At 56.9% G+C, this 25,562-nt stretch carries 25 protein-coding genes; 13 read left to right on the top strand and 12 right to left on the bottom strand.

Features of this window, described 5'->3' with window-relative positions; genetic code table 11:
* The first annotated feature begins 57 nt into the window (after positions 1–57).
* The 3 genes from pth (at position 58) to AFK66_RS08345 (ending at position 2,745) form a co-directional block, all read left to right on the top strand.
* Positions 58–642: an aminoacyl-tRNA hydrolase gene (gene pth, locus AFK66_RS08355; protein ID WP_004387867.1), complete on the top strand. Its 585-nt coding sequence runs from the start codon at positions 58–60 to the stop codon at positions 640–642.
* 139 nt (positions 643–781) lie between these two features.
* Positions 782–1,873, top strand: a complete 1,092-nt coding sequence (ychF, locus tag AFK66_RS08350) for a redox-regulated ATPase YchF (protein WP_004387866.1) — start codon at positions 782–784, stop codon at positions 1,871–1,873.
* Positions 1,874–2,076: 203 nt separating this feature from the next.
* Positions 2,077–2,745 (top strand): YecA/YgfB family protein, encoded by a 669-nt coding sequence (locus AFK66_RS08345; RefSeq protein ID WP_032983249.1) that lies wholly within the window; start codon positions 2,077–2,079, stop codon positions 2,743–2,745.
* Between the two features lie 62 nt (positions 2,746–2,807).
* On the opposite strand, the gene AFK66_RS08340 is transcribed toward AFK66_RS08345, so the two are convergent.
* Entirely contained in the window at positions 2,808–3,257 is a 450-nt protein-coding gene (locus tag AFK66_RS08340) for a VOC family protein (protein WP_032968243.1), read from the bottom strand.
* 98 nt (positions 3,258–3,355) lie between these two features.
* Positions 3,356–4,510, bottom strand: a complete 1,155-nt coding sequence (locus AFK66_RS08335) for an MFS transporter (RefSeq protein ID WP_007775719.1) — start codon at positions 4,508–4,510, stop codon at positions 3,356–3,358.
* A 130-nt stretch (positions 4,511–4,640) separates the two neighbouring features.
* Between AFK66_RS08335 and AFK66_RS08330 the strand changes: the two genes are divergently transcribed.
* Both AFK66_RS08330 and AFK66_RS08325 read left to right on the top strand, forming a co-directional pair.
* Entirely contained in the window at positions 4,641–5,150 is a 510-nt protein-coding gene (locus tag AFK66_RS08330; protein ID WP_007775720.1) for a MarR family winged helix-turn-helix transcriptional regulator, read from the top strand.
* 122 nt (positions 5,151–5,272) lie between these two features.
* Positions 5,273–6,187 (top strand): LysR substrate-binding domain-containing protein, encoded by a 915-nt coding sequence (locus AFK66_RS08325; RefSeq protein WP_007775722.1) that lies wholly within the window; start codon positions 5,273–5,275, stop codon positions 6,185–6,187.
* A 151-nt stretch (positions 6,188–6,338) separates the two neighbouring features.
* On the opposite strand, the gene AFK66_RS22030 is transcribed toward AFK66_RS08325, so the two are convergent.
* On the bottom strand, positions 6,339–6,875 hold the full coding sequence (locus tag AFK66_RS22030) for a hypothetical protein (protein ID WP_230586647.1): 537 nt from the start codon (positions 6,873–6,875) through the stop codon (positions 6,339–6,341).
* A gap of 214 nt (positions 6,876–7,089) precedes the next feature.
* Between AFK66_RS22030 and AFK66_RS08315 the strand changes: the two genes are divergently transcribed.
* Positions 7,090–7,713 carry a glutathione S-transferase family protein gene (locus AFK66_RS08315; RefSeq protein ID WP_007775725.1) on the top strand — a complete coding sequence of 208 codons (624 nt, stop codon included), beginning with the start codon at positions 7,090–7,092 and terminating at the stop codon, positions 7,711–7,713.
* 95 nt (positions 7,714–7,808) lie between these two features.
* On the opposite strand, the gene AFK66_RS08310 is transcribed toward AFK66_RS08315, so the two are convergent.
* On the bottom strand, positions 7,809–8,396 hold the full coding sequence (locus AFK66_RS08310; RefSeq protein ID WP_007775727.1) for a TetR/AcrR family transcriptional regulator: 588 nt from the start codon (positions 8,394–8,396) through the stop codon (positions 7,809–7,811).
* Between the two features lie 113 nt (positions 8,397–8,509).
* On the opposite strand from AFK66_RS08310, the gene AFK66_RS08305 reads away from it, so the two are divergent.
* Positions 8,510–9,106 (top strand): NAD(P)H-dependent oxidoreductase, encoded by a 597-nt coding sequence (locus AFK66_RS08305; RefSeq protein WP_007775728.1) that lies wholly within the window; start codon positions 8,510–8,512, stop codon positions 9,104–9,106.
* A gap of 156 nt (positions 9,107–9,262) precedes the next feature.
* Here the strand turns inward: AFK66_RS08305 and AFK66_RS08300 are convergent, their stop codons facing one another.
* On the bottom strand, positions 9,263–9,970 hold the full coding sequence (locus tag AFK66_RS08300) for a phage antirepressor KilAC domain-containing protein (RefSeq protein ID WP_004387862.1): 708 nt from the start codon (positions 9,968–9,970) through the stop codon (positions 9,263–9,265).
* Between the two features lie 259 nt (positions 9,971–10,229).
* A complete protein-coding gene (locus AFK66_RS08295) occupies positions 10,230–10,709 on the bottom strand; it encodes a carboxymuconolactone decarboxylase family protein (protein ID WP_007775732.1) in 480 nt (159 codons plus the stop codon).
* Between the two features lie 124 nt (positions 10,710–10,833).
* Between AFK66_RS08295 and pdxR the strand changes: the two genes are divergently transcribed.
* The 3 genes from pdxR to AFK66_RS08280 all read left to right on the top strand — a co-directional run bounded on the left by pdxR (position 10,834) and on the right by AFK66_RS08280 (position 16,652).
* On the top strand, positions 10,834–12,225 hold the full coding sequence (pdxR, locus tag AFK66_RS08290) for a MocR-like pyridoxine biosynthesis transcription factor PdxR (RefSeq protein ID WP_023898559.1): 1,392 nt from the start codon (positions 10,834–10,836) through the stop codon (positions 12,223–12,225).
* 137 nt (positions 12,226–12,362) lie between these two features.
* Positions 12,363–14,291 carry an alpha,alpha-trehalase TreA gene (locus AFK66_RS08285; protein WP_007775736.1) on the top strand — a complete coding sequence of 643 codons (1,929 nt, stop codon included), beginning with the start codon at positions 12,363–12,365 and terminating at the stop codon, positions 14,289–14,291.
* A gap of 183 nt (positions 14,292–14,474) precedes the next feature.
* Positions 14,475–16,652, top strand: a complete 2,178-nt coding sequence (locus AFK66_RS08280; RefSeq protein WP_007775737.1) for a TonB-dependent siderophore receptor — start codon at positions 14,475–14,477, stop codon at positions 16,650–16,652.
* A gap of 64 nt (positions 16,653–16,716) precedes the next feature.
* On the opposite strand, the gene AFK66_RS08275 is transcribed toward AFK66_RS08280, so the two are convergent.
* Positions 16,717–16,971, bottom strand: coding sequence for a GlsB/YeaQ/YmgE family stress response membrane protein (locus AFK66_RS08275; RefSeq protein ID WP_007698637.1), 255 nt, complete (start codon positions 16,969–16,971; stop codon positions 16,717–16,719).
* Between the two features lie 217 nt (positions 16,972–17,188).
* Between AFK66_RS08275 and ycgR the strand changes: the two genes are divergently transcribed.
* Positions 17,189–17,920: a flagellar brake protein YcgR gene (ycgR, locus tag AFK66_RS08270; protein WP_007775738.1), complete on the top strand. Its 732-nt coding sequence runs from the start codon at positions 17,189–17,191 to the stop codon at positions 17,918–17,920.
* Here the strand turns inward: ycgR and emtA are convergent, their stop codons facing one another.
* Positions 17,921–18,532: a membrane-bound lytic murein transglycosylase EmtA gene (gene emtA, locus AFK66_RS08265; protein ID WP_007775739.1), complete on the bottom strand. Its 612-nt coding sequence runs from the start codon at positions 18,530–18,532 to the stop codon at positions 17,921–17,923.
* Positions 18,533–18,661: 129 nt separating this feature from the next.
* Between emtA and ldcA the strand changes: the two genes are divergently transcribed.
* A complete protein-coding gene (gene ldcA, locus AFK66_RS08260; protein ID WP_007775741.1) occupies positions 18,662–19,597 on the top strand; it encodes a muramoyltetrapeptide carboxypeptidase in 936 nt (311 codons plus the stop codon).
* Positions 19,598–19,713: 116 nt separating this feature from the next.
* On the opposite strand, the gene AFK66_RS08255 is transcribed toward ldcA, so the two are convergent.
* Both AFK66_RS08255 and AFK66_RS08250 read right to left on the bottom strand, forming a co-directional pair.
* The gene (locus tag AFK66_RS08255) at positions 19,714–20,058 is read right to left on the bottom strand and encodes a DUF1493 family protein (protein ID WP_023898555.1); all 345 of its coding nucleotides are present in this window, start codon (positions 20,056–20,058) and stop codon (positions 19,714–19,716) included.
* Between the two features lie 389 nt (positions 20,059–20,447).
* Positions 20,448–20,741, bottom strand: coding sequence for a DUF1330 domain-containing protein (locus AFK66_RS08250; protein ID WP_007775742.1), 294 nt, complete (start codon positions 20,739–20,741; stop codon positions 20,448–20,450).
* Positions 20,742–21,273: 532 nt separating this feature from the next.
* On the opposite strand from AFK66_RS08250, the gene AFK66_RS08245 reads away from it, so the two are divergent.
* Positions 21,274–23,004, top strand: a complete 1,731-nt coding sequence (locus tag AFK66_RS08245; protein WP_007775751.1) for a potassium/proton antiporter — start codon at positions 21,274–21,276, stop codon at positions 23,002–23,004.
* A gap of 70 nt (positions 23,005–23,074) precedes the next feature.
* Here the strand turns inward: AFK66_RS08245 and dadX are convergent, their stop codons facing one another.
* Both dadX and AFK66_RS08235 read right to left on the bottom strand, forming a co-directional pair.
* On the bottom strand, positions 23,075–24,145 hold the full coding sequence (gene dadX, locus AFK66_RS08240; protein WP_023898554.1) for a catabolic alanine racemase DadX: 1,071 nt from the start codon (positions 24,143–24,145) through the stop codon (positions 23,075–23,077).
* 12 nt (positions 24,146–24,157) lie between these two features.
* Complete coding sequence (locus tag AFK66_RS08235; protein WP_023898553.1) at positions 24,158–25,456, bottom strand: D-amino acid dehydrogenase; 1,299 nt, start codon at positions 25,454–25,456, stop codon at positions 24,158–24,160.
* Between the last annotated feature and the right edge of the window lie 106 nt (positions 25,457–25,562).

Genomic DNA, 25,562 nt, shown 5'->3' with positions numbered 1-25,562 from the left:
ATCTGCGCTACACCACAGTAAACTACGCCGCAAACAGAGGTTTTCAGGAACAGTAACGTGACGATTAAACTGATAGTCGGGCTGGCGAACCCCGGCGCGGAATATGCTGCCACCCGTCATAACGCGGGCGCATGGTATGTGGATCTGCTGGCGGATCGCTTTCGCGCCCCGCTGAAAGAAGAAGCCAAATTTTTTGGTTATACCTCGCGCATCAATGTGAACGGCAATGACGTGCGCCTGCTGGTGCCGACCACTTTTATGAACCTGAGCGGCAAAGCCGTGGCGGCGATGGCCACCTTTTACCGTATCGCGCCGGATGAAATTCTGGTGGCGCATGATGAGCTTGATCTCCCGCCGGGCGTGGCGAAGTTCAAGTTAGGCGGCGGTCATGGCGGTCATAACGGCTTGAAAGACATCATCAGCAAGCTGGGCAATAACCCTAATTTTCACCGTTTACGTCTTGGTATCGGCCATCCGGGCGATAAAAACAAAGTTGTCGGGTTTGTGCTCGGCAAGCCGCCGGTGAGCGAGCAAAAGCTGATTGACGAGGCCGTGGACGAAGCGGCGCGCTGCACCGAAATCTGGCTACAGGACGGCTTAACCAAAGCCACTAACCGTCTGCACAGTTTTAAAGCGCAATAAACCGCGCGGCGGCGCGGCGTGAGGGCGATTTCTCCCCCGTTACGCGCCTGTTACGTGTATAATAGCCAAATAACATCATTTCTCATCATCGGGTTAATCTTAACCCCCTGATAAACAAGCAATTAAGGTAATGTAAACCATGGGATTCAAATGCGGTATCGTCGGCTTGCCGAACGTCGGTAAATCCACTCTGTTCAATGCGCTGACCAAAGCAGGTATTGAGGCGGCGAACTTCCCGTTCTGTACCATTGAGCCGAACACCGGCGTCGTGCCTATGCCCGATCCGCGTCTGGACAAAATCGCCGAGATCGTCAAGCCGCAGCGTATTCTGCCGACCACGATGGAATTCGTGGATATCGCCGGTCTCGTTAAAGGCGCGTCTAAAGGTGAAGGTCTGGGCAACCAGTTCCTGACCAATATCCGCGAAACCGAAGCTATCGGCCACGTGGTGCGCTGCTTTGAAAACGACAACATCATTCACGTCGCGGGCAAAGTAAACCCGGCGGAAGATATTGATACCATCAATACCGAGCTGGCGCTTTCTGACCTCGATACCTGCGAGCGTGCGATTCACCGCATCTCCAAGAAAGCCAAAGGCGGCGATAAAGACGCTAAAGCCGAGCTGGCCGTACTGGAAAAATGCCTGCCGCAGCTTGAGAACGCCGGTATGCTGCGCGCGCTGGATCTGAGCAAAGAAGAGAAAGATCTCATCAAATACCTGAGCTTCCTGACGCTCAAGCCGACCATGTACATCGCGAACGTCAACGAAGACGGTTTCGAGAACAACCCGTTCCTGGATCAGGTGCGTGAAATCGCCGCGAAAGAAGGCTCTGTGGTCGTGCCGGTGTGCGCCGCTGTGGAAGCAGATATCGCTGAGCTTGACGATGAAGAGCGCGATGAGTTTATGCAGGAGCTGGGCCTTGAAGAGCCGGGCCTGAACCGCGTGATCCGCGCCGGTTACGCCCTGCTGAACCTGCAAACTTACTTCACCGCGGGCGTGAAAGAAGTACGCGCCTGGACTATCCCTGTCGGCGCGACCGCCCCGCAGGCGGCAGGTAAAATCCATACCGATTTCGAAAAAGGCTTTATCCGCGCGCAAACCATCGCCTATGACGACTTCATCGCTTACAAAGGCGAACAGGGCGCGAAAGAAGCCGGTAAAATGCGTGCCGAAGGGAAAGACTATATCGTCAAAGATGGCGACATCATGAACTTCCTGTTTAACGTCTAAACCGTTGCTTTTGTCTTATGAGTGGTAAAGCTTCATAAGATGCCATTATTCAAATCCACGCTCCGGCGTGGATTTTTCTTTTTTATATTGCTGTTTTGAAATCGGCACTGATAACGCCGCTTTTACCAGATTGATGGCTAAAGTGAGATGAGAAGCGTGTACACTGCTGCGGTTTTGAAACTAAGCGCCCAGGAGGCAACATGATGAAAGAAGGCCCGCTGACAGAGAAAGAGCTGGAATGGCTTGATGAGATGCTGGAAAAATATGGCAGCGAAGATTCGATTGTCGATGTCGCCGAGCTCGATGGCCTGCTGACCGCCGTGCTCTCCGGCCCAAAAACGATTGAGCCGAGCGAATGGCTGGTCGCGCTCTGGGGCGGACAGAACCGCATTCCCCGCTGGAGCAACGAGCGTGAGATGAACCGCTTTATGGATCTGTGCTTCCAGCATATGAACGATATTGCCGATCGTCTCGCGGAGTTACCCGATCAGTTCGATCCGCTGTTTGGCGTGCGCGAGACCGAAGGCCAGGAGTTTACCGTCGTTGAAGAGTGGTGCTTTGGCTATCTGCGCGGCGTGGCGCTCAGCGACTGGTCATCATTGCCGGAATCGTTGCAGCCCGCGCTGGACGCTATCGCTTTGCACGGCAAGGAAGAGAATTTCCCACAGCTGGAGTCACTCTCCCCGGAAGAACTCGAAGCGAGTTTCGCCGCTATCCGCCCCGCCGCGCTGGCGCTGCACGATTACTGGATAGCCCAGCCGGAAGCGGTGCCAGAAGCGCAGCAGCCGGTGGTGGCCGAACAGAAGCCGGGCCGCAACGATCCCTGCTTTTGCGGCAGCGGTAAAAAGTATAAGCACTGCTGCCTGCACTGAACACAATGCGCCTGCGGGCGCATTTTTTTAGGCCACGGCAGGCGCAATGCTTTTTACTTACATCAGCGCTTTTGTTCCTGCTGGCGAAGCCACGGCGTCACCGTAAGCCCGGTTAGCAACCCTTCGGGGCTCAGGAGCCGCGTGACGGTTTGCCCCCAGGGTTCCTCGCGGTTTTCCACCAGCAGGTCATAGCCCAGTTCACGCAGTTTGCGGGTTGCCGTTTCGAGATTGTCGACTTCATATTCAATCCACCCCTGCGGTACCGGCATCTGTGCGGGCCACTGCGCGACGCCAAAACAGGCGCTGGCGGCCTGGGCGAGCGGCCAGACCGCAAAGTGGGCGACGCCGTTAAGCGCGCCCTCTTCCGCCAGCAGATAATCGTTGTTCCCTTCCAGGGGTTTAAGCGGCAGTCCGAGCGCATCAATATAAAACGCAGCACTGGCTGACGTACTCAGTGAGACCGGGCCAAACCCTGCGACAAACAGCACGTCTACTCCGGGCAATTTATTCATTACAGACACTCCCTTACCGGGCTAAATGACGTATCCGCCATACTTTACCTGGCTGGAGCCAGGCGTATTTTTACTTCATTGCGGCTTTCTGTTGACGCTCAACGCAAAGCCACGGGTTTAAACGCGGTGACCATCAGCATCAGCACAACCACCCCTGCGCTCATAACGAGCCACGCGGCCGTTAGCGGGACGTTGCTGTCACGCACGATACCCGCAATCAGTGGCATGAGCGCGGCTATCATATAGCCGCCGCCCTGGACTTTTGAGAGTAGCTTTCCGGCTTCGGTTGGCGTGCGTGCGTGATCAAAGGTGACAATCAGCGAGAGCGGGAACAGCGCGCCAATGCCTGTCCCGAGCAGCAACGTTGACAGTACCGGCGTCGTACCCGGAGAAAACACGAGACACAGTAACCCCGCCAGCAGCACCAGCAACACGACGATCAGCGGAAAACGGCGATCGGGGAAGCGATGGATCAGCGCGGACACCACAAAACCCGCGACGACTTCCGTTAACGTGAGCCAGGCCAGCATATAGCCGCTGTGGCGAGCGCTCCACCCTGCCTGAATATAGAGAGGCGGCAGCCATGCCAGCACCAGCGTGTAGGCACCAGTGCCAATGCCAAAAAACAGTAACAGCAGCCACGTACGGGACGAAGACACAGAAACCGGCGCAGAGACAGTCTCTTGCGCCTGACGGTGCCGGACCAGCGCAAACCAGAGCACTAATGCCAGCAGCGCTAACGCACCGGCGCTGGCAAGTGCAGGTTTCAGCCCCACTCGTGCAAAGAGCGGCTCGGCGCTGGCGGCTGCCATCGCCGCCCCCGCCATAATGCCGGTGCTGAATAGCGACATGAATGTGCTGGCCGATGTCGCGTACGCTTTTTTAATCAGCGCGGGCATCAACGCCTGGACTATCCCGATACTCGTTCCGCCCGCTAACGCGGTGATCATCAGGCCAGTCAACGTTGCCGTGAAGCCCCGGACTAAGCAGGCCAGAAGCAAAATCACAAGCGCTGCCATAATACCGCGAACGGCCCCGACGTTTGCCAACAGCCAGGGCCCGCTTAAGGCCGCCACGCCCATCATCGCCACCGGGAGCGTCGTCAGTAGACTAAATGCCGTGGCCGATAACCCCGCTTCGCGCTGGAGTACGGTGAATAACGGCCCGATGGAAGCCAGAATTGGGCGCAGGTTTAACCCGACGATAAAAGCGATAATAGCGAAGATAAACGGCGAAGGTGCGATGCGTTTCAAACCAGGCTCCTTTTAAGCGATGATCGCCCCGGCAAAATGCCGCGAGCATTTATCTTAACGTTAAGATAAAATAACCACAGGTGTAAGATGTACCGCACAACTCGATAAATTCTTACGTCAAGGGGTAACGATGAAAGACCATGTAGATGTTGTTGTCAGCCAGTGGAACAGCGCCATGCCGGAGCTGGATGCCTCGTCGATGAAAATTTTTGGTCGAATGCTGCGGCTCATAAAACATCTTGGAAAAATACGCGCGCAGGCCATGGCACCGTTCGGCTTTCGCGAAGGGGAATTCGACGTGCTGGCCACCCTGCGTCGCTCAGGCAAGCCCTATTGTCTTTCGCCCACACAGCTTTATACCTCGCTGCTGGTCACATCCGGCGCCATGACCAATCGTCTTAATCATCTCGAAGAGCAAGGGCTGATTAAGCGAATCGCCGATCCTGATGACAAGCGCAGCACCCTGGTGAGCCTGACCGCTTCAGGGGTTCAACGTATCGAAGAGGCGCTGGTCGTCCACACGGCGACACAGGAATCGATGCTGAAAAATTTATCCGCGCCTCAACGCGCGCAACTCGAATCACTGTTGAGAACGTTATTACTCACGTTTCCCACTGAAAGCCGGCCGGAAAAAGCATGAATCACGAGCCATCGCGCTTGCTGGTATACATATCACTCCCGTTATGCTCTGTTTTGGGAAAGGTCTTAATGGGTTAGCAAAGCCCGTCATGGCTGACGCTCCTTTCGCTTTTAAGGAAAACCATGTCTTTACCGCCGCTGTATGCGCTGCGTGCTTTTGAAGTCGCCGCGCGGTTAAATTCATTCAGTAAAGCCGCCGAAGCGCTGAATATCACGCCGGGCGCGGTCAGCAGACATGTCAGAACCCTGGAGATGTGGTTCGACTGTGAGCTTTTTAAAAGACAAGGCCCGAGAGTGGAAATCAGTGATGCCGGGCGCGTGCTCGCAGGCCAGCTCAACGAGAGTTTCACCCATATTGAATGGGCCTGCCGCGCCTTTAAAAGCGAAAGCCATCTTCTGCGTCTTAAAGCGCCGACCACACTGACTATCCGATGGCTTCTTGAAGCCCTGAAATCGTTTCGCGAAAACCATCCGAGCCCGAAAATTGAAATGGTCAGCGTCTGGATGGATATCGATAACGTTGATTTCACTCGTGAGCCCTATGATTGCGCCATCCTGCTCGGTAATGGCCATTTTGGCGAGTCGACAGAATGCCGGTTGTTGTTCGATGAATGGCTCATTCCGGTGTGCGCACCCGGGATGGTCAACGCGGCGCGGCAAAATCTCTCCGGGTGCGATCTCATTCATCCTTCTCAGGACCGGCGTGACTGGCGGCGCTGGCTGAAAAATACGGGCTTCCCCTCTGGGGTTGATATGAGCGGCGGGAAAGTGTTTGACACGCTCGAACAGGGCACCCTCGCCGCCCTGAACGGCCACGGTGTCGCCATCGTCGACCTTCGTCTTACGCTGGAAGCCGTGAATAACGGCCTGCTCGCGCTGCCTTTCAGAGAAGCGGTGGCAACCGGTGACGCCTATTACATCGTCTGGCCCAAAAATGCCGCCAGAAAAAAGAGCATCGCACTGTTGCTGGCGTGGCTTAATGCTCATATCCCGGCGCTCCCTTCTTGCGATATTCTGTATCTTACTGCTGATGAATAGATCAAACAGAAAACCCTTTCTTCAGGAGTACTCCACGAGGAGCACTCCTCACTATAAAACCGATGGTGAATGTAGCCCGGCGCGCACCTGAAATTATTTTTTAATAACGTGCCACATCAGTATTTTATTAAAGAATGGTTTCCTGAAAAGATTAATAAAGGATGCTCGCCATTGCCTTATATCTTTCCGGTAAAGCGCTTTTCAGGTTAATCACTTTATCGAGAATATAAAGTGAAGGCGTTCCGCTGGTGTGCTCCGCATGGACGATAGCCGCGCACAGCACGCTGGCCGCGCCCGTTACCGCATGGAACCAGGCCTGTGACTCTGCGGTCTGTAATTCCCCGGAAACCGCGTAACGCACCTCTGGCCAGCCCGTGAAGTCAAGCACCGGCAGCGTTTTCTCCACCTCTATCAGATGCGCGCTAAGCAACTCTCCCGCTTTTGTCGCATCACCACTGGCAGCAGAAAGCACATGCAATCGCTGTATCAACGTTGACAGGCCTGCTGTGCGACTGGCGTCTGCTGAAAGCCGCGCGATAAGCCTCTGTAGATCTGCCTCGGGCGTATTTATGGCATAGTGAATATCATCGATTTTATCGTCTGACAGCGCGTTTATTAAATGGATTAAAACATCAAGTGTCATGCGCCCCCCGTTATCCATGTTTTTATTTGTCGTTAGCACATTCATTGTCACCCTGTCGGAGTGAATTTGCTGACAAAATAATATCCGGCTGGGCATGGTTTTGAAAAACGACAAATAATCGCACACAGTGTGAGTTTTACTCACAATAAGATAAACAGGGAGAATATCCTTAAAAGGGCTTTACTCTGTTAAATAAATCCCGTCATGATAAATAACAGTCATATGGCGTTTAACCATTTCACTTACAGAGAACAGGGATATGCTAAAAATACTGGGCAAGAAAACGTCCATTAACGTGCGCAAGGTACTGTGGACGTGTGAAGAGGCAGGTATCGATTATCTCCAGGAAGATTACGGCAGCGGCTTTGCCTCGACGCAAACCGCGACGTTTAAAGCGCTGAATCCAAACGCGCTGGTTCCGGTGATGATGGACGGCGAGTTCGTTTTATGGGAATCCAATTCCATTTGCCGCTATGTGGCGCGTAAGGCCATAAGAGTCGATCTTCTCCCTTGCGAACCGCAGGCCGCCGCAAATGTGGAGCACTGGATGGACTGGCAGGCGACGGAATTCAACAATGCCTGGCGTTATGTCTTCCCGGCGCTCGCCCGTAACAACCCCGCTTATAACGATAAAAACGCTATTGCCCAGGGCATTGTCGCATGGAACCAGTGCATTGCTATCGTTGAACAGCAGTTGCGCGCCACAGGTGCGTGGGTTGCCGGTGAAACATTTACGCTGGCGGATATTGTGATCGGGTTGTCCGTCAATCGCTGGAAAATGACGCCCTTTGATCACCCTGAAGTGCCCGCCATCGACGCCTGGTTTGCCAGGTTAAATAGCCGTCCCGCCTTTTTGCGTCATGGTAATAACGGTATGGTCTGAATAAACCGGGCAGGCCGCCGTAAACTTTTCTGTGCGGCACTCCTGTTCACCTGTCTGTTCCGCGCCTGATATGGCTTATACGCTTCAGGAAGAACTTATTTTCCCTCCACCATGCCGACAATCGCATTGCGTAATTCGGCTTTTGCCTGCCCGGCATCGATAGCACCCATTGTTACGGCCCAGGAAAGCCCTTCGGCGGCCCCGAACATCGCCCAGAGCGCGGCGTCGCGCAGCGCGTTATCCGCCCGCAGCGGCGCAAACAGCGTACGGCATTTATTGATGAATTCCACCGCGTAATCCTGGCGCAGTTTTTCAAGCTCCGGTGTGCCGGTGAGCGCCGCCATCACGTTCGGCATTTCACGCCCCTGCAGCAGCACGCATTCGATATACGCATCGGCGATCACCGTAGCCAGCGGCGACAGTTCAGGCGGGGTACACGCTATCGCCTCATCCATTTTGCGGTTCTGGCGCACTTCATATTCGTGATAAAGCGCCGCCAGCAGGCCGGATCGACTGGTGAAATGATCGTAGACCACCGGCTTCGTGACGCCCGCCCGCTCTGCGAGCCTGCCGAGCGTCAGCGCCTCGGTGCCCTCTTCACGGATAATCTGCCAGGCCATTTCGATAAGCTGGGTGTGGCGCGCATCGCGGCTCAACCGCTGGCGCGTGCGAATTTCAGACACGGGTATTCTCCTTGACAGAATTACCTACTAAAAGTAACTTACTATTGGTAGGTTACCTTTGGTATATCAGATTACGTCTGTTGTCACCTGTTGGCAACGCAGGAGGAGTGAATATGCACGCATTAATCGTGGTTTCCCATCCGTTAGCGTCATCCCTGACCCACCGCCTGGCGCACGCGCTGGCCGAAGGCATTACCCGCGCCAGCAGCGGCCATACCGCCGAGATTGCCGATCTCACACGCGAAGGTTTCAACCCGGTCTTTAATGAGCACGACTACGCCGCGTTTATAAAAACCGCGCCGGTACCGCCGGACGTCGCCCGCGAGCAGGCGCGTATTGAAAACGCCGACGCGCTGGTGCTGGTGTTTCCGGTGTACTGGTGGTCCATGCCCGGGCTGCTGAAAGGCTGGATCGATCGCGTTTTCTCTAACGGCTGGGCGTATGAAGAAAACCCTGAAGGGAAGGTAATCAAAAAACTGGGCCATCTGCCGGTGCACCTGGTGAGCATCGGCGGCGCGGACAGAAAAACGTTCGATAAACACGGTTATCACCAGGCCTGGGACACGCAGATTGCCCACGGAATATTCGATTACTGCGGCGCGCCGGTCATTACTAACGAAACTTTATTTCTGCCGGATCTCAGCGCGCCGGAAGATGCCCTTGAGCGCGCACGCGCGCTGGGCGCGGAGATTTTTACCGCACCCGCATAAGCGCATCCGCTATGGGAAGGTTTACAGAGATAAAACGGGAATAACAGCGGGGGAAACTGACACCCGGCGCGCCACGCTTTTGCACTAAAGCCCACCACTAAACGCAGGCGAAAAGCGAATCAAGATGCTGCCGGGCACTCACAGTGCGCCGGGCCGTCAGGCCGCAGCGCCGTTGGTTTGTGCGGCGAGGTGCGCGGCCCACAGGCTCGCCACCCATTTCACGCCGCGCGCGGTAAAGCGCGGTTGGGCGAAAGTATGCAGGTTTTCACCCACGCCTGAGCGCAGCGTAAAGTAACCCGCCTGCAGGTGATGGTGCTGCGGCACCAGCGTGCCGTTGGCGCGCTGCATAATGTTGCGCTCCAGCAGGAACTGGCGGAATTCCGGCTCCTTCACCTTGAGCATTTTGCACAGCTGGCGAAAGCCAAGCGACTCATCGACCTGGACGAAACGGTCGAAAAACTCGGCTTTAGGGGCGAAGAGAGCCAGCTGCTGCTCCGCCCGCTGACGCTTTTCATACTGCTCAGCCCAGGCGCGCGCGGCGGCGGCCGGGTTGGTAAAATCCGGCAGGCTGGCGTTACGCTCACGTTCCTGCCAGCGATCGAGCATTTCGGCGGTAAAGGCGGGCGAAATGCGCGCCACCGTCAGCAGCGAGTCGCGTTTATTCAGTAAGAACTCCTGACGCATCTCCCCTTCCCGCTCGTACAAATTAATGCCGATGGGCTGGGACAGACGCTGCGCCGTTTCCAGGCTTTTAATCATGCGCTTCACTTCACTGTGGGCAATCCCTGTTAACGTCGCGATTTCACGGCTGCTCATTGTGACCGATTGATCCTGAGCATTAAGATTTTCCAGCGGAATCATCATAGGTTTCACCACTCATTCACTAACTCAATTACAACAACACCTGGTGCTTTGTAGAAATAGTATACAGGCACCTGTTTAAATATCCAGTAGATTTTTTAATCGGTTTTACTTAAGTTACAGGCGAGACGCGGCCTGCGATGAGTGGTCCGCTATGTGATTAAAAATTAAACCCTTCTTGCTACCTCCCGCGACACTTGCCAACAGCACCCATAAAAAAAAAGCCCGCGCAGGCGGGCTTTTCAGAAGGTTAAAAACAAGGTTATTCAAGCCCGGCGCGAGCCAGACCAAACGCCGCGTCCTGGCTGCCGGGTGCCATTTGCGACACCAGTTGGAGACGGTTCCAGCTATTGATAATGGCAACGGCAAACGCGATCTCCGCGATCTCCGTTTCAGAGAAATGCTCACGCGCCTGCTGGTAAACCGCATCGCTGATTCCTTCTTCTCTGATATGCGTCATCGCTTCCGTTAAGGTCAGCGCCGCTTTCTCCTTCGCGCTGAACAGCGGCGATTCGCGCCATACCGGCAGATGGTACAGGCGCAATTCACGCTCGCCCGCCATCTTCGCCTCTTTCGCATGCATATCGACGCAAAACGCGCAGCCGTTGAGCTGCGAAGCGCGCATGTCGATCAGCTGTTTAAGCGTTGGCGTCAGGCTGCTTTTTTTCAGCGCCGCGCTGGCGTTCATCAGAGTGTTAACCAGCGCCGGAATGGTCTGGTAATGGTTCACGCGCGTACTCATGGAAACTCCTTACATCACAAGAGAAATCACCCCGCGCGGTGCGGAGCGTGTCAGATTCTTCTCGTCTATCATACGGAGCCATGACATAGTAAAAAGGGTCAAAAAGTGTGAAACAAGGCAGGACATGAAACCGGGTTATCGGGAAATCTACCAACGCTATCGCCAGAATATCCACGACGGTCTGCTAAAGCCCGGCGACCGCGTCCCGTCCATCCGCGTGCTGGCGCAGGAACTTCAGGTGGCGAAGAAAACGGTGGAGGCGGCCTATGCCGTGCTGGTGGGCGAAGGGTATCTGGTGAGCCGCGGCCCGCAGGGCACGCAGGTGAACCCGGCGCTTACGGTGCCGCCGCGCGCGGCAGAGACAGCGCCTGTACGTCAGTGCGATAACCACGATCTTCTGGCGCTGAACGAGCACGAGGGATTTTTGCGCCCTGGCCTGCCAGCGCTGGATCGATTTCCTTATAAAAAGTGGCTGCTGCTGAGCGCGAGAGCGACGCGCGCCATGCGCCCTGAAGAGATGGTCAACCCGCCGGTGGCAGGCTTCGCGCCGCTGCGGGCGGCTATTGCGAGCTATCTCACGCTGTCGCGCGGCGTGGTGTGCACCGCTGACGACATTTTTATTACGAACGGCTACCGCGGCAATCTGCTGCTCACTGTCCAGGCGTTGCTCGGCGCGGGTGAGAGCGTGGCAATGGAAGATCCTGGCTATTTTCTGGGGCAGCGTCTGCTGAAAACGCTCACGCCGTGTCTGCACGCCATTCCGGTGGACACCGAAGGGTTGCAGGTGGACGCTCTGCAACACCATCACCCGGATGCCAGGCTCGCGTTTGTCACGCCAACGCACCACAGCCCGCTTGGCGTGTCGCTGTCGCTGCCGCGAAAGCAGCAGTTGCTGGCGTGGGCGTCGCGCCATAACGCATGGATTGTGGAAGATGATTATGACGGCGAGTTTCACTTCACCCGCAACGTGCTGCCATCGCTCAAAAGCCTGGATACCGATGACCGTGTCGTTTACATCGGCACCTTCAGTAAAACCATTATGCCGTCGGTGCGTATTGGTTATCTGGTGATGCCGCGTGCGGCAAGGCACGCGTTTCTGGAAAGTGGCGCGCTGCTGACGGGCGGGCAGCCGCTGTTGATACAGAAGATCCTCGCCGCGTTTCTGACCGGCGGCGAGTTTTATACCCATCTGCGGAAAATGCGCACGCTCTATCAGCAGCGGCGGACGATGGCTATCACAGCGCTGCACGCGGTTTACCCTGGCGTGTTCGAAACGCCGCTGGAAGATGGCGGCATGCACGTGGTGGCATATCTGAAAAACGCTACCTGCGACGAGGCGCTGGCCCGACTCTGGCACCAGCACCAGTTGCAGGTCAGTGCGTTGTCGCCCTGGTACCGGCGGCCCGACAAGCGCTACGGCCTGATTATCGGCTACGCCAATCTTCGCTCCGCAGAAGAGGCCGTTGCCCTGCTGACGCGCGCCCGTGCAGAGACGCTGGCGCTGCTTAACGGTTGACGTAAACGGCAGCTTAACCGAACGCGAAAAACAGAAATTTCCCGTTTACGTACGCTCGAAACGGGAATATTCGTCTAAGGTTTTCATATGGTTGATTCGCAGTGGTGTGCGCTGCCCCCCTTAAGGAGAATTCATTGATGTCACAATCCGTCACGCGCCGTCCCCGGACGCTGTTTTTCGCCATTCAGGTCGCCCTTAGCGGCGCGCTGCTGGCGTTCTCCACCCTTCCCGCCAGCGCGGAAGAGGCGTCTGGCGCAGAGCGCCCCGCCCCGCAATCACCGGACCAGCTTCTTGGCCCGCTGTTTACGGATGTACAGAGCGCCAAACTGTTCCCCGATCAGAAAACGTTCGCCGACGCGGTACCCAACAGCGATCCTTTGATGATCCTGGCCGACTACCGTATGCAGCGTAACCAGTCGGGCTTCGACCTGCGCCATTTCGTTGAGCTTAACTTTACCCTGCCGCAGAAAGGCGAAGCCTATGTTCCGCCAGCCGGACAAAGCCTGCGCGAGCATATCGACGGCCTGTGGCCGGTACTGACGCGCTCGACCGATTCCGCCAGCAAATGGGATTCTCTGCTGCCGCTGCCGAAGCCTTACGTGGTGCCGGGCGGGCGTTTCCGCGAGGTCTATTACTGGGACACCTACTTCACCATGCTGGGGCTCGCCGAGAGCAATCACTGGGATAAAGTGCAGGATATGGTCGATAACTTCGCCCATGAAATCGATGCCTGGGGCCATATTCCGAACGGCAACCGCAGCTACTACCTGAGCCGCTCCCAGCCGCCGTTCTTCGCGTTTATGGTCGAACTGCTGGCGACCCATGAAGGCGGCGACGAGACGCTGAAAAAATACCTGCCGCAATTGCAGAAAGAGTACGCCTACTGGATGGAAGGCAGCGAAAATCTGGCGCCGGGCGATGCCCATGAACGCGTAGTGAAACTGAAAGATGGCGCGGTGCTGAACCGCTACTGGGACGATCGCGACGCGCCGCGTACCGAATCCTGGCTTGATGACGTGACCACCGCCAAAAATAACCCGGATCGTCCGGCGACCGACATCTATCGCGACCTGCGCGCGGGCGCGGCGTCCGGCTGGGATTTCAGCTCGCGCTGGATGGATAATCCGCAGCAGCTTGGCTCTATCCGCACTACCAGCATCGTGCCTGTCGATCTCAACGCCCTGCTGTTCCAGATGGAAAAAACGCTGGCTCGCGCCAGCAAAGCCGCAGGCGACAGCACAGGTGCCGCCCGCTATGAATCGCTCGCCAGCCAGCGTCAGCAGGCGATCGAAATCCATCTGTGGAACGGGAAACATGGCTGGTATGCGGATTACGATCTGAAAACCAACAAGGTGCGTGACCAGCTGACCGCCGCCGCGCTGTTCCCGCTGTATGTCAAAGCCGCCGCGCAGGATCGCGCCGAGAAAGTGGCGGCGGCAACGCGTGCGCAGTTGCTGAAACCGGGCGGTCTTGTCACCACTACCGAGAAGACCGGCCAGCAGTGGGATGCGCCGAACGGCTGGGCACCGCTGCAATGGGTGGCGACCGAAGGCCTGATGAATTACGGGCAGAAAGATCTGGCGATGGACGTCACCTGGCGGTTCCTGACCAACGTTCAGCACACCTATAACCGCGAGCAGAAACTGGTGGAGAAATATGACGTTTCTTCGACCGGTACGGGCGGCGGCGGCGGTGAATACCCGCTCCAGGACGGCTTTGGCTGGACCAACGGCGTGACGCTGAAAATGCTCGACCTGCTGTGCGGCACCGAAAAGCCATGCGACGACGTGCCGCAGACCCGTCCGGGCAGCGAGCCTGCGCCGCAGCAGAAGCAGGAAGGCAAAATGCTGAGCCAACCGGCACAATCCTCTGCGCCAGCAAAAGCCGAAACGTCAGCACCAGCGAAAACAGAAGCACCGGCTCCGGCGCAAACGGAAACGTCTGCCCCGGCGAAAACCGACACCGCTGCGCCCGCCAGCAATAGCGCGCCTGCTGATAACGCACCGGGCGCGCCGAACAGCAGCGCGCAGGATAACGCCGCTGCGCAACCCGCGCCGGCCCAGTAATTCACATGCTCCACACCACTGCCCTCTGCGGAGGGCAGTTTTTACCTCCTCCAACCCGATATATCCTCCCCGCCAATTCTGCTAGTTGCCCCTCTCGCTGATAACGATAATAATTCGCATTCTTTATTAGCATCGTTACGCCCCTGTCACACAGGGAGCAGTTGGCAACCAGAGAAGACAATAATGACAATGGCTTTAACCCTGAAACGCTCCGCCGCGCTGTGCGCGCTGGCGCTGGCGGCACCGCACGCCTCGCTCGCCGAAGAGACCATCACCGTAAGCGCCGCTCCGGCGCAAACCGCTGCGTCCCCCACCGAAGGCTATACGGTGAAAACCAGCACGGGGGCGACTAAAACCGATCGGCCGCTGATCACCACCGCACAGTCGGTTTCCGTCGTCACACGCCAGCAAATAGAAGACCAGGGGGCGCTGTCGGTTAACAGCGCGCTGAATTACACCGCAGGCGCGTTTACCGGGTTCTCCGGCGGGGCAACCCGTTACGACACCATTTCATTGCGCGGCTTCCACGGCGGCGACGTCAATAACACGTTTTTAGACGGTCTGCGTCTGATGAGCGACGGCGGCAGCTATAACGTTTTACAGGTAGACCCGTGGTTCCTTGAACGTATTGATGTGATTAAAGGCCCCTCTTCCGCGCTTTACGGCCAGACCATTCCCGGCGGCGTGGTGATGGAAAGCTCAAAGCGCCCGCTCTTTAGCCCGGAAGGCCACCTGCGCGCCTCGGTCGGCAATCACAACACCCGCAACACCGCCTTTGATTACACTGACGCCATTAACGACGAGTGGGCTTACCGCATTACCGGCCTGACGAAATACACCGACACGCAGTATGAAAAAACGCGTGACGAACGCTACGCGATTTCTCCGCAGCTGCTGTGGCAGCCGGGCGAATCCACGTCGCTGCTGCTGCGCGCGTATCTGGAAAAAGATCCGTCCGGTGGCTATCACGGCTCGGTACCGGCAAGCGGCAGCCTCGACGCCACCTCGCACGGCAAGCTCGACACGGGCTTCTCGGACGTCGAGCCGGGCAACGACGAATTCAAACGCTACCAGCAGCTCTACAGCTACGCGTTTTCGCACGACTTCAACGACACCTGGTCATTCCGCTCGAACGGCAGCTACACGCACTCAAATCTGGATCTAAAGCAGGCTTACCAGATTGGCTGGGCCGATGCATCGAAGAACGAGCTGACCCGCTACTACAGCGGCGAACACTCTTCGCTGAACGCCTGGGCGATGGACAATCAGTTAGAGGCGCGCTTTAACACGGGCGACCTCGCGCATACCGTGGTGTTGGGCGGCGAATACCATAAATTCACCAACAATCTTTCCGACGACGCGGGCTACACCACCAGTCTCAACCCGTGGACCGGCGTCTCCGGCGGCGCGGGCGGCTTCTGGTATTACGACCCGCTCGACCCGACCTTCGCCACCCGTCTGCAGGGCCTGCAACGCAAGGACATGAAGCGCGTCTATGAGCAAACCGGCGTTTATCTGCAGGATGAGATGGTCTGGAACCGCTGGCATATGGATCTTTCCGGGCGTTTTGACCATCTGGAAACCAAAAACCGCGTGATCACGCCGTCGGCAGGCACCGATACCACCGATCACCGCAAGGATGATCATTTCAGCGGCCGCGCCTCGCTGCTTTACGCGTTTGAAAACGGCCTGTCGCCGTACCTGAGCTACAGCACGGCGGTGACGCCGCAGGTGCTGACCGACGCCCGCGGCAAGCTGCTCAAGCCCACCACCAGCGAGCAGTATGAAGGCGGCCTGAAATATCAGCCGCCGGGCACGTCCGATCTCTACAGCATCGCGGTCTACGATCTGATGCAGAAAGATGTCGGCAACCGCGTCGTGGTCGGCAGCTATTTCGAACCGGCAGGCAAAGTGCATTCGCAGGGCGTAGAGCTGGAAGCGCACACGCAGCTGACATCGCGTTTCTCCGCTATCGCCAACTACACCTGGAACCATGTGCGCTTTGAAGACGCCATCGACGGCAACAACAAGAACACGCCATACGTAACGCCGGATCAGATGGCGAACCTGTGGGGCCATTATCAGTTCGATTATGGCTTAAGCGCGGGCGCGGGCGTGCGCTACATCGGCAAACAGTGGGCGGATAACGAAAACACGCGCCGCGTGCCTTCCGTCACGCTGGTAGACGCGATGGTTAAAGCCGATCTGGGGGCGTGGAACAGCGCGCTGAAAGGTGCGTTTGTTCAGGTTAATGCGAATAACCTGACCGGACGTGACTACGTGGCGGGTTGCTACGGCACCGGTTACTGCTACTGGGGCGCGGAGCGCAGCGTGACCGCAACGGTCGGCTACGATTTCTGACGTAAAAAAACGGCCCCGCGGGGCCGTTTTTTCTGGTGATTAAGACGGTTCAAATGGACCGTTTTTAATCCCTGCGCAGCATACGGAAGATCAGCAGCACCACAATGGCGCCGACCACCGCCACCAGGAAGCTCGGCAGGTTAAAGCCCGTCACGCTGCCGCCGATACCAAAGAAGGTCGCCAGCCAGCCGCCGACCACCGCACCGACAATACCGAGCACGCAGGTCAGGATAAAACCGCCGCCATCACGGCCCGGCATGATCAGTTTGGCAATGATGCCCGCAATAAGCCCAAATACGATCCAGGACAAAATACCCATAGTCTCCACCCTCTTGGTTAAGTCTCATTGAATGGTTCACCGCAACGCGCGACAAACCGAAGTGGTTCAAGTATAGGTAATAAAAAAAGATTCTTCCGGTAAGCTCGGATTATCCTCATACTAAAAACAATTTATTTTAGGATAAATCTTAAGTTTCTGCCGGGCGGGCCGATAACCGTTCACATCTCTCTGTCAGTCATTTGAGGAATCACGCGACGTGAGCAATTACAGTGAGCAGTTTCTGAAGCAAAATCCGCTGGCCGTACTGGGGATTTTACGCGACTTGCAAAAAAGCCAGGCGCCGATACGCCTCTCCTGGGGCGGCTGGCAGTTTATCAGCCGTATTCTTGACGCCTCGCCGGAACAGCTGGTGCTGGATTTCGGTAGCCAGGCGAGCGAAAACCAGGCCGTGCAAAAAGCGAAAAATATCCAGTTCAGCGCTGAAGCCCAGGGCGCCAAGGTGGAATTTAACCTGCCTGCGCTGAACGTCGGGGAGTTTCAGGATCTGCCTGCCTTTGTCGCCCCGCTGCCAGAAGCCGTCTGGTTTGTGCAGCGCCGCGAGCATTTTCGCATCACCGCGCCAGTACAGCCGCAGTTCTACAGCCTGGCGCGGATGCCGGATGGCAAACTGTTTCGCGGCCGCCTGCAGGATCTCTCGCTTGGCGGGATGGGCACGCTGCTGGAAGGCACCCTGCCGGAAGGACTGGAAGCGGGAATGCAGTTTTCGCCGCTGGAGCTTGATCTGCTGGAGTGGGGAAAATTCCGCGTCGATGCGCAGCTGTTGACCATCAGCGAGCGCAAAGTGGTGGACAGTAAAAACGAGACTATCGCCACGCCGCGCCTGAGCTTTCGTTTTATGAACGTAAGCCCGGGCACAGAGCGTGAACTCCAGCGCATTATCTTCGCGCTGGAGCGTATCGCCCGGGAAAAAGCCAGCCGGGTGCGCTGATTACATGGCGTTCATCGCCTGCTGCACTTTCCAGATATAACGCGGGGCCTGAGGCGCCGGATGATTTTTCGCGACATGTTCGACAAACTCATCCGGGCTCAGGTCGTTTATCTTCTCAATCGCCGCTTTGCGGTCTGAAGAGAACGTGCGCAGCAGCGCGCCCGCGCCATTCACATAAGAGACCACCAGCGCATACTGCATCGTTTCCGGGGCTTCAATGCCCTTCAGCACGCCGTGCTCAAGAATGCTTAAGTACGCCGTGCCAATCGAAATATTACGCTCCGGGTTTTTCAGCTCGCTGGACGACGGCTGTCCGCTCCAGCCCATATAACGGTAGACTTCGCGCCCGGCGGTGGACGCTTTAATCTGCATCAGCCCGACCGCGTTGGATTTACTGACGAGCGTCGGATTACCGCCCGATTCCACTGCGATAATCGCCGTGACCAGACGCGGGCTTACGCCCCACGCGTTGCCGGCTTTTTCCGTAATCGGCATCCACTGCATTGCGCGTTTCACCGGCACCTCGGGGTTCCAGGGCGGGTTTTTATAATCCGGCGTGGAAGAACACCCGGCGAGGAACACCACTAACCACATCAACCATCTTAATTTCACGCAACTTTCCTTTCGATATCAGTGCTAAACGACGCATCACACCGGGCCGCCACGCGGGCATCCGGATGACAACCGCTAAGGTTAGCGGCATGATAGCGGTTTCGCCTGGTATGTCAGCAAGGATTTGTTATGGTCTCTGTTCATCTTATCGCCCCGTCAGGTTACTGCATTAATCAGGAGGCGGCCTGGCGCGGCGTTCGCCGTCTCGAAGATGCCGGAATAGTGGTAAAAAATCAGCAAGTTATCACGCGACGAATGCAGCGTTTCGCCGGGCACGACGACGAACGACTTGGCGATTTACAGGCGTTAAGCGCATTGTCTGAAAATGGCGCGATCGTGATGCCGGTACGCGGCGGCTACGGGATGACGCGCCTGCTGGAGCGTTTTGATCCGAAGCCCTTAATCGCCCGTCAGCGGGAAAACCCGCTGCTGATTTGCGGCCACAGCGATTTCACGGCGCTACAGATGCTCCTGCTGGCGCGCGGCAACACCGTAACCTTCAGCGGGCCGATGCTGGCCGGGAATTTCGGCGCGCCGGAGATGAACGATTTTACCTGGCGACACTTCTGGCAGGCGCTCACCGAACCGCAATTTACGCTTGCGTGGCGCAGCGACGGCGCGCCCTGCGAAACCGCAGGCACCGTCTGGGGCGGGAACCTGGCGATGCTGGCGTCCATCACCGGCACGCCGTGGATGCCGGTCATCGACGGCGGCATTCTGGTGGTCGAAGACATCAACGAACACCCGTTCCGCGTCGAGCGAATGCTGCTGCAACTGCACGCGGCCGGGATTCTTGCGCGTCAGAAGGCGCTGATTCTGGGCAGTTTCACCGCCGCCGCCGTTAACGATTACGACGACGGCTATAACCTTGAAAGCGTCGCCGCCCTGCTGCGCGAGCGGCTCGGGATCCCGGTGCTGACTGGCCTTGCCTTCGGTCATGAACAGGAGACCGTCACGCTGCCGCTCGGCGCGCATGGCGAACTGCACCACGACGGCGAGCGCGCCGAGCTGCGCCTGAGCGGTCATCCGGTGTTACCTGCTTCGATAGCTACGGGGTTTAAGTAAGGGAAGTGAGTGAAAGATGTGTCTGAGCAGCATGGCTGCTCAGGCACAAAGGACTTTATTCAGAATACGCACGGGGCGGAAATTATATTTTTTTAAATACCGCTTCCTGGCTTGGCTTAATCATACAACCATTTACCTGCTTGCGCTGATGCTGCAAACATTCTTATCGTCAGAGGCCGACGGGTCAGCTCAACCTCTTTTTTATTCAGCTTAAACCAGCGTTGTAAACATGATTTATATTCCCACGGAAAATATAAAGACCAATTTAAATCTTCAAGACTAATATTAAATCTTTCCTTATACTTCCTGATTGCATCTTCCAAATCGTCACGCGGGCAATCATATAAATCCGAATCCAGTTCTAACGGTACTTCTTTCCAGTTCCGATCAAGATAACCCGGTATTTCTTCACGAAAAAGCGCCAGAACTTCATCAGTAATAGTCATCAGAATGAAGTCCATTCAGTAGTATCCATACACTCACCTCATTAGGCCATTGTCGTCCATTCCAGACATCAGTAAAGATAATATTTCCCTCATTGTTTTTCCATGGTTTTTCGTAGTGGCGTTCTGGAGTTGCCAGAGGTGTATTATTCCGTTCCCTGGCGCAGCTATAGCTGGAGATAAAGAGCGTTACAAAAAGCTCACTATACGCTAAAAAACCGCCTGACGTTTATTCAGCAATCTATTCAGCCAGAGATAATTTAATTAAGCTGACCAATGTTATTTGATTAAGGCCAGAATATGACTATCTGTTTAATAAAAATAATATGTTGAGACATCAATCTGACAATGTGCATTATTCGCAACGTCCGCTCCCTTCACGAAGCGGACGTTCCGGCTTTAACGCATCACACTTCCGGCCCTTCGACTAACACCAGCGTGCCGGTTGCAGCTTTCAGCCGCATGGCTTTGGCGGCCTGATACGCCGGGCTTTCGTAAAAGCGCTTCGCGTCGTCGAACGAATCAAATTCCAGAACGAGGTGCTTCCCGTGGGCCTCGCCTTCAAGATTTTCATACTGCCCTGACCAGGCCACAATTTTTGGATTAAAGGGCTGCAGAGCCTGTGCGGCAGCTTCAGCATATTCCGCGTAGGCAGCCGGATCGGTGATGGTCACGTGAGCCACCAGATAGCCTTTCTTCATTTTCTTTTCCTTTAATAACAGTGGATTTTATGCTCGCGCTGGCGAGAGACCGAACGGGCGCAAGGTGGGTTTGTTGTTTTTTGTATCAATACCAGCAGGTGTCATGCGGTTACGCGATGTGAGGCAGTCTATTAGGTACAGAGAGGGTTATAAATACGCAAAAACAGAACACACTGTTACCTGAAAGAGGAATAATCGACACGGGAATATCGCAGCGCTTCAGCTGCTTCACGGGCTGGACGCAGATCCTGCAACCGTCCTTTGCCTGACGCGAGCATTAGCGACAGCGAGACAGCGCATTTGGCTGCCAGTGAGACGTAAGATAAATCCCGAACCGCCTGCGAAACAGCGCCCTGAGGGCAAAGATGTTGCGAATGGGTAACCGGCTGGCCCTTGTGATCTGCTACCCTGATTGACAGTTACGCTACGCAAACATCGGGAAAATGTCATTCACCATGCTAATTAAACCGATTGATTCATAATTAGTATGTTAAGTTTTTAGAAAACCCATCAGCAGAGGAGATCGCGCACGTTGGACGCCGGGACGATAATTAGTCTTTTTATTCTGGGTTCGGTACTGGTCACCTGCAGTATCCTGTTAAGTTCATTCTCGTCACGTCTTGGTATCCCCATCCTGGTGATTTTCCTGGCTATCGGCATGCTCGCGGGCGTGGATGGCGTGGGCGGAATTCCGTTTGACAACTACCCTTTCGCGTATCTGATAAGTAACCTTGCGTTGGCCGTCATCCTGCTGGATGGCGGGATGCGCACCCAGGCCAGCTCCTTTAAAGTGGCCCTCGGCCCTGCGCTGTCGCTCGCGACCGTCGGGGTGCTGATTACCTCCGGGCTGACCGGCATGGCCGCCGCATGGCTGTTCCATCTGGACATCATGGAAGGGCTGCTGATAGGCGCCATAGTCGGCTCTACTGACGCCGCGGCGGTTTTCTCGCTGCTCGGCGGCAAAGGCCTGAACGAGCGTGTCAGCTCAACGCTTGAGATTGAGTCCGGCAGTAACGATCCGATGGCGGTGTTTCTCACCATCACGCTGATTTCGATGATACAGGAACATCAGACCGCGCTGAGCTGGCTGTTCCTGGTGCATATCATTCAGCAGTTCGGGCTCGGGATACTTATTGGTCTCGGCGGCGGCTGGCTGCTTTTGAAAACCATTAATCGTATTCCGCTCCCCTCCGGGCTTTACCCGCTGCTGGCGTTAAGCGGCGGCATCATGGTGTTCTCCGTGACCACCGCGCTGGATGGCAGCGGCATTCTGGCGGTCTATCTGTGCGGGTTTGTGCTCGGCAATAAGCCGATTCGCAACCGCTACGGCATTCAGCAAACCTTTGACGGTCTCGCCTGGCTTGCGCAGATTGGCATGTTCCTGGTGCTCGGCCTGCTGGTGACACCGTCACATCTGCTGCCGATCGCCATTCCGGCGCTGCTGCTGTCGCTGTGGATGATTTTCATCGCCCGCCCGCTCTCTATTTTTACCGGACTGCTGCCGTTTCGCGGCTTTACGCTGCGTGAGCGCGTGTTTATCAGTTGGGTGGGTCTGCGCGGCGCGGTGCCGATCATCCTCGCGGTGTTTCCGATGATGGCCGGGCTGCCGCGCGCGAATCTGTTCTTCGACGTGGCGTTTTTCGTGGTGCTGGTGTCGCTGCTCTTCCAGGGAACGACGCTCGGCTGGGCCGCGAAAAAGGCCAAAGTGGTGGTGCCGGAAGTGGGCCGCCCGCAGTCGCGCGTGGGGCTGGACATTCACCCGGAAAACCCGTGGGAGCAGTTTGTTTATCAGCTGAGCGCCGATAAATGGTGCGTCGGCGCGGCGCTGCGCGACCTGCATATGCCGAAAGAGACGCGCATCGCGGCGCTGTTTCGTGAAAACCAGCTGATGCACCCGACCGGCAGTACCCGGCTGCGTGAAGGCGATGTGCTGTGTGTGATTGGCCGCGAGCGCGACCTGCCTGCGCTCGGCAAGCTTTTCAGCCAGTCTCCGCCGGTGGCGCTTGACCAGCGCTTCTTCGGTGATTTTATCCTCGAAGCCGACGCGAAATTCTCCGACGTGGCGTTTATCTACGGGCTGGATGACCAGTCGGCGGTGGATCAAAACCGCACCATTGGCGAAGTGGTGCTGGCGCTGATTGGCGCCGCGCCTGTCGTGGGCGACCAGGTCGATTTCGCGGGCATGACGTGGACGGTGGCGGAGAAAGAGAATAACCAGATCCGCCGCATCGGTCTGAAAGTGGCCGAAGACAGCGACGACTGACGGTATCGCACAACACAAACGCAAAAGGGAAACCCGCGGGTTTCCCTTTTTTATCGCCTTTATAGCGCGCTTAGCGCGTGCTGACCGGCACGCGCGGCGCCAGCGCGCACATCAGCTCATAGCCAATCGTGCCGCAGGCCGCGGCGACATCGTCAATTTTAATCTCGTTGCCCCACAGCTCCACCGGGCTGCCGATGCCTGCCTGCGGGCAGGGCGTGAGATCGACCGCCAGCATATCCATCGACACGGTACCGACAATGCCGGTACGCACGCCATCCACCAGCACTGGCGTGCCGTCCGGCGCATGACGCGGATAACCGTCAGCGTAGCCGCCCGCCACAATGCCGATACGCTGTTCGCCAGCTGCGCGGTAGCGGCTGCCGTAGCCCACGGTGTCGCCCGGCTTTAACGTCTGCACGCTGATGATCTCGCTTTTCAGCGTCATCACCGGTTGCAGGCCGCTGGTGGCGATATCACGCCACTGCCCGGTCGGCGACGCGCCGTAAAGCACGATACCAGGGCGTACCCAGTCGAAATGCGCCTGCGGATGCCAGAGCGCGGCGGCGGAGTTCGCGAGCGAGCGCGGCGCGTCAATGCCTTCCGCCGCCTGCTCAATGCGCACCATCGCCGCGTCGATGCCGTCCGGGCGATCGGCGTCGGCGAAGTGCGCCATCAGCGTAATCTGCCCCACGTTGGCAATCGCTTTAAGCTGCTGCCAGATGGTATGCACCCGCTCCGGCACAAAACCGAGACGGTTCATGCCGCTGTTGATTTTAAGATAGACATCCAGCGGCGCGTTCAACTTCGCCTCCGCCAGCGCCTTTAACTGCCAGTTGCTGTGCACGCTGGTGGTGAGCCGGTATTTATCAAACAGCGGCAGTTCATCGGCGTGGAAAAAACCTTCCAGCATCAGAATCGGCCCTTTCCAGCCGCGCTCGCGCAGCAGAATGGCCTCTTCCAGATTGAGCATGGCAAAACCGTCGGTGGCACCGAGCGCCGACCAGACGCGGTCAAGCCCGTGGCCGTAGGCGTTCGCCTTGACCACTGACCAGACGCGCGATCGGGGCGCCGCGCGGCGCACCACCTCCAGGTTGTGACGCAGAGCCTGCAAATCCAGGCTCGCCTGTATCGGACGAGACATGCGGGTTCCTTATCAGGGGTGCGCGCCGTGCAGGCGGTGGGAGGACGACGGCGTAAAGCCCGGCGCGTAACGGGCGACAGACAGATCTTCAAACGGAATGGCGGGCGTGCGGCCGGAGATAATATCGCTCAGAAGCTGGCCTGAGCCGCAGGCCATCGTCCAGCCAAGCGTGCCGTGGCCGGTATTGAGCCACAGGTTTTTAAATTCGGTACGCCCGACCACCGGCGTGCCGTCCGGCGTCATCGGGCGCAGGCCGGTCCAGAATTTCGCCTGTTCGATATGGCCGCCGCGCGGGTAGAGATCGCGCACCACCATTTCCAGCGTCTCCTGACGCGGTTTCAAAAGCTCGGTGTTAAAGCCGACAATTTCAGCCATACCACCGACGCGGATACGGTCATCAAAGCGCGTAATGGCGATTTTATAAGTTTCATCGAGCACCGTTGAGACCGGCGCGCCGCTTTCATCGGCAATCGGAATGGTGAGCGAATAGCCCTTCAGCGGGTAGACCGGAATATCCACGATGCCTTTCAGCATAGCGGTGGAATAGGAGCCGAACGCCATCACATAGCCATCCGCTTTGATGACTTCATCGCCACACTTCACGCCGTAAATACGCTGGCCTTCCGAGAGAAGTCTGTCTACCGGCGTGTTGTAACGGAACACCACGCCCGCCGCTTCCGCCATCTGCGCGAGGCGCGTGGTGAAAAGCTGGCAGTCGCCGGTTTCATCGTTCGGCAGTTGCAGCCCGCCGGTGAGTTTATGCGCTACTTCAGCCAGCGCCGGTTCAACCTGCGCAAGTTCAGCGGCTTTCAGCAGACGGAACGGCACGCCTTCGCTTTCCAGCACAGCGATATCGCGCGAGGCGTTTTCATACTGCTGTTCGGTGCGGAACAGTTGCAGCGTCCCGCCCTGACGGCCCTCATACTGAATGCCGGTGGATTCGCGCAGCGCTTTTAAGCAGTCGCGGCTGTACTCCGCAAGCCGCACCATGCGGCCTTTATTCTGCATGTAGTGGCGGGTGTCGCAGTTGCGCAGCATCTGCCACATCCACTTAAGCTGAAAGTGCGTGCCGTCAAGGCTGATGGCCAGCGGCGCGTGACGCTGGAACATCCACTTGATGGCTTTCAGCGGCACGCCGGGGGCGGCCCAGGGTGCCGCATAACCGGGCGAGATCTGGCCGGCGTTGGCGGCGCTGGTCTCCAGCGCCGGGCCCGGCTCGCGATCGATAACCGTCACTTCGTGCCCCGCCTGGCGTAAATACCAGGCGCTGGCGACGCCGACAACTCCACTCCCCAGCACGACTACATGCATGTCCTCTTCCTTCTCAGGCTAAAGAATAATTAACTGATTACAAATTGATAACCCAGAAGAAAATATTATTCAACATATGGCTTTTTTATGGTGAACCGACTCACAA

It is taken from the genome of Cronobacter malonaticus LMG 23826, assembly GCF_001277215.2.
Classification (GTDB): domain Bacteria; phylum Pseudomonadota; class Gammaproteobacteria; order Enterobacterales; family Enterobacteriaceae; genus Cronobacter; species Cronobacter malonaticus.
The sequence above is the reverse complement of the archived record's forward strand: the minus strand, read 5'-3'. Positions and strand labels throughout refer to the sequence as shown.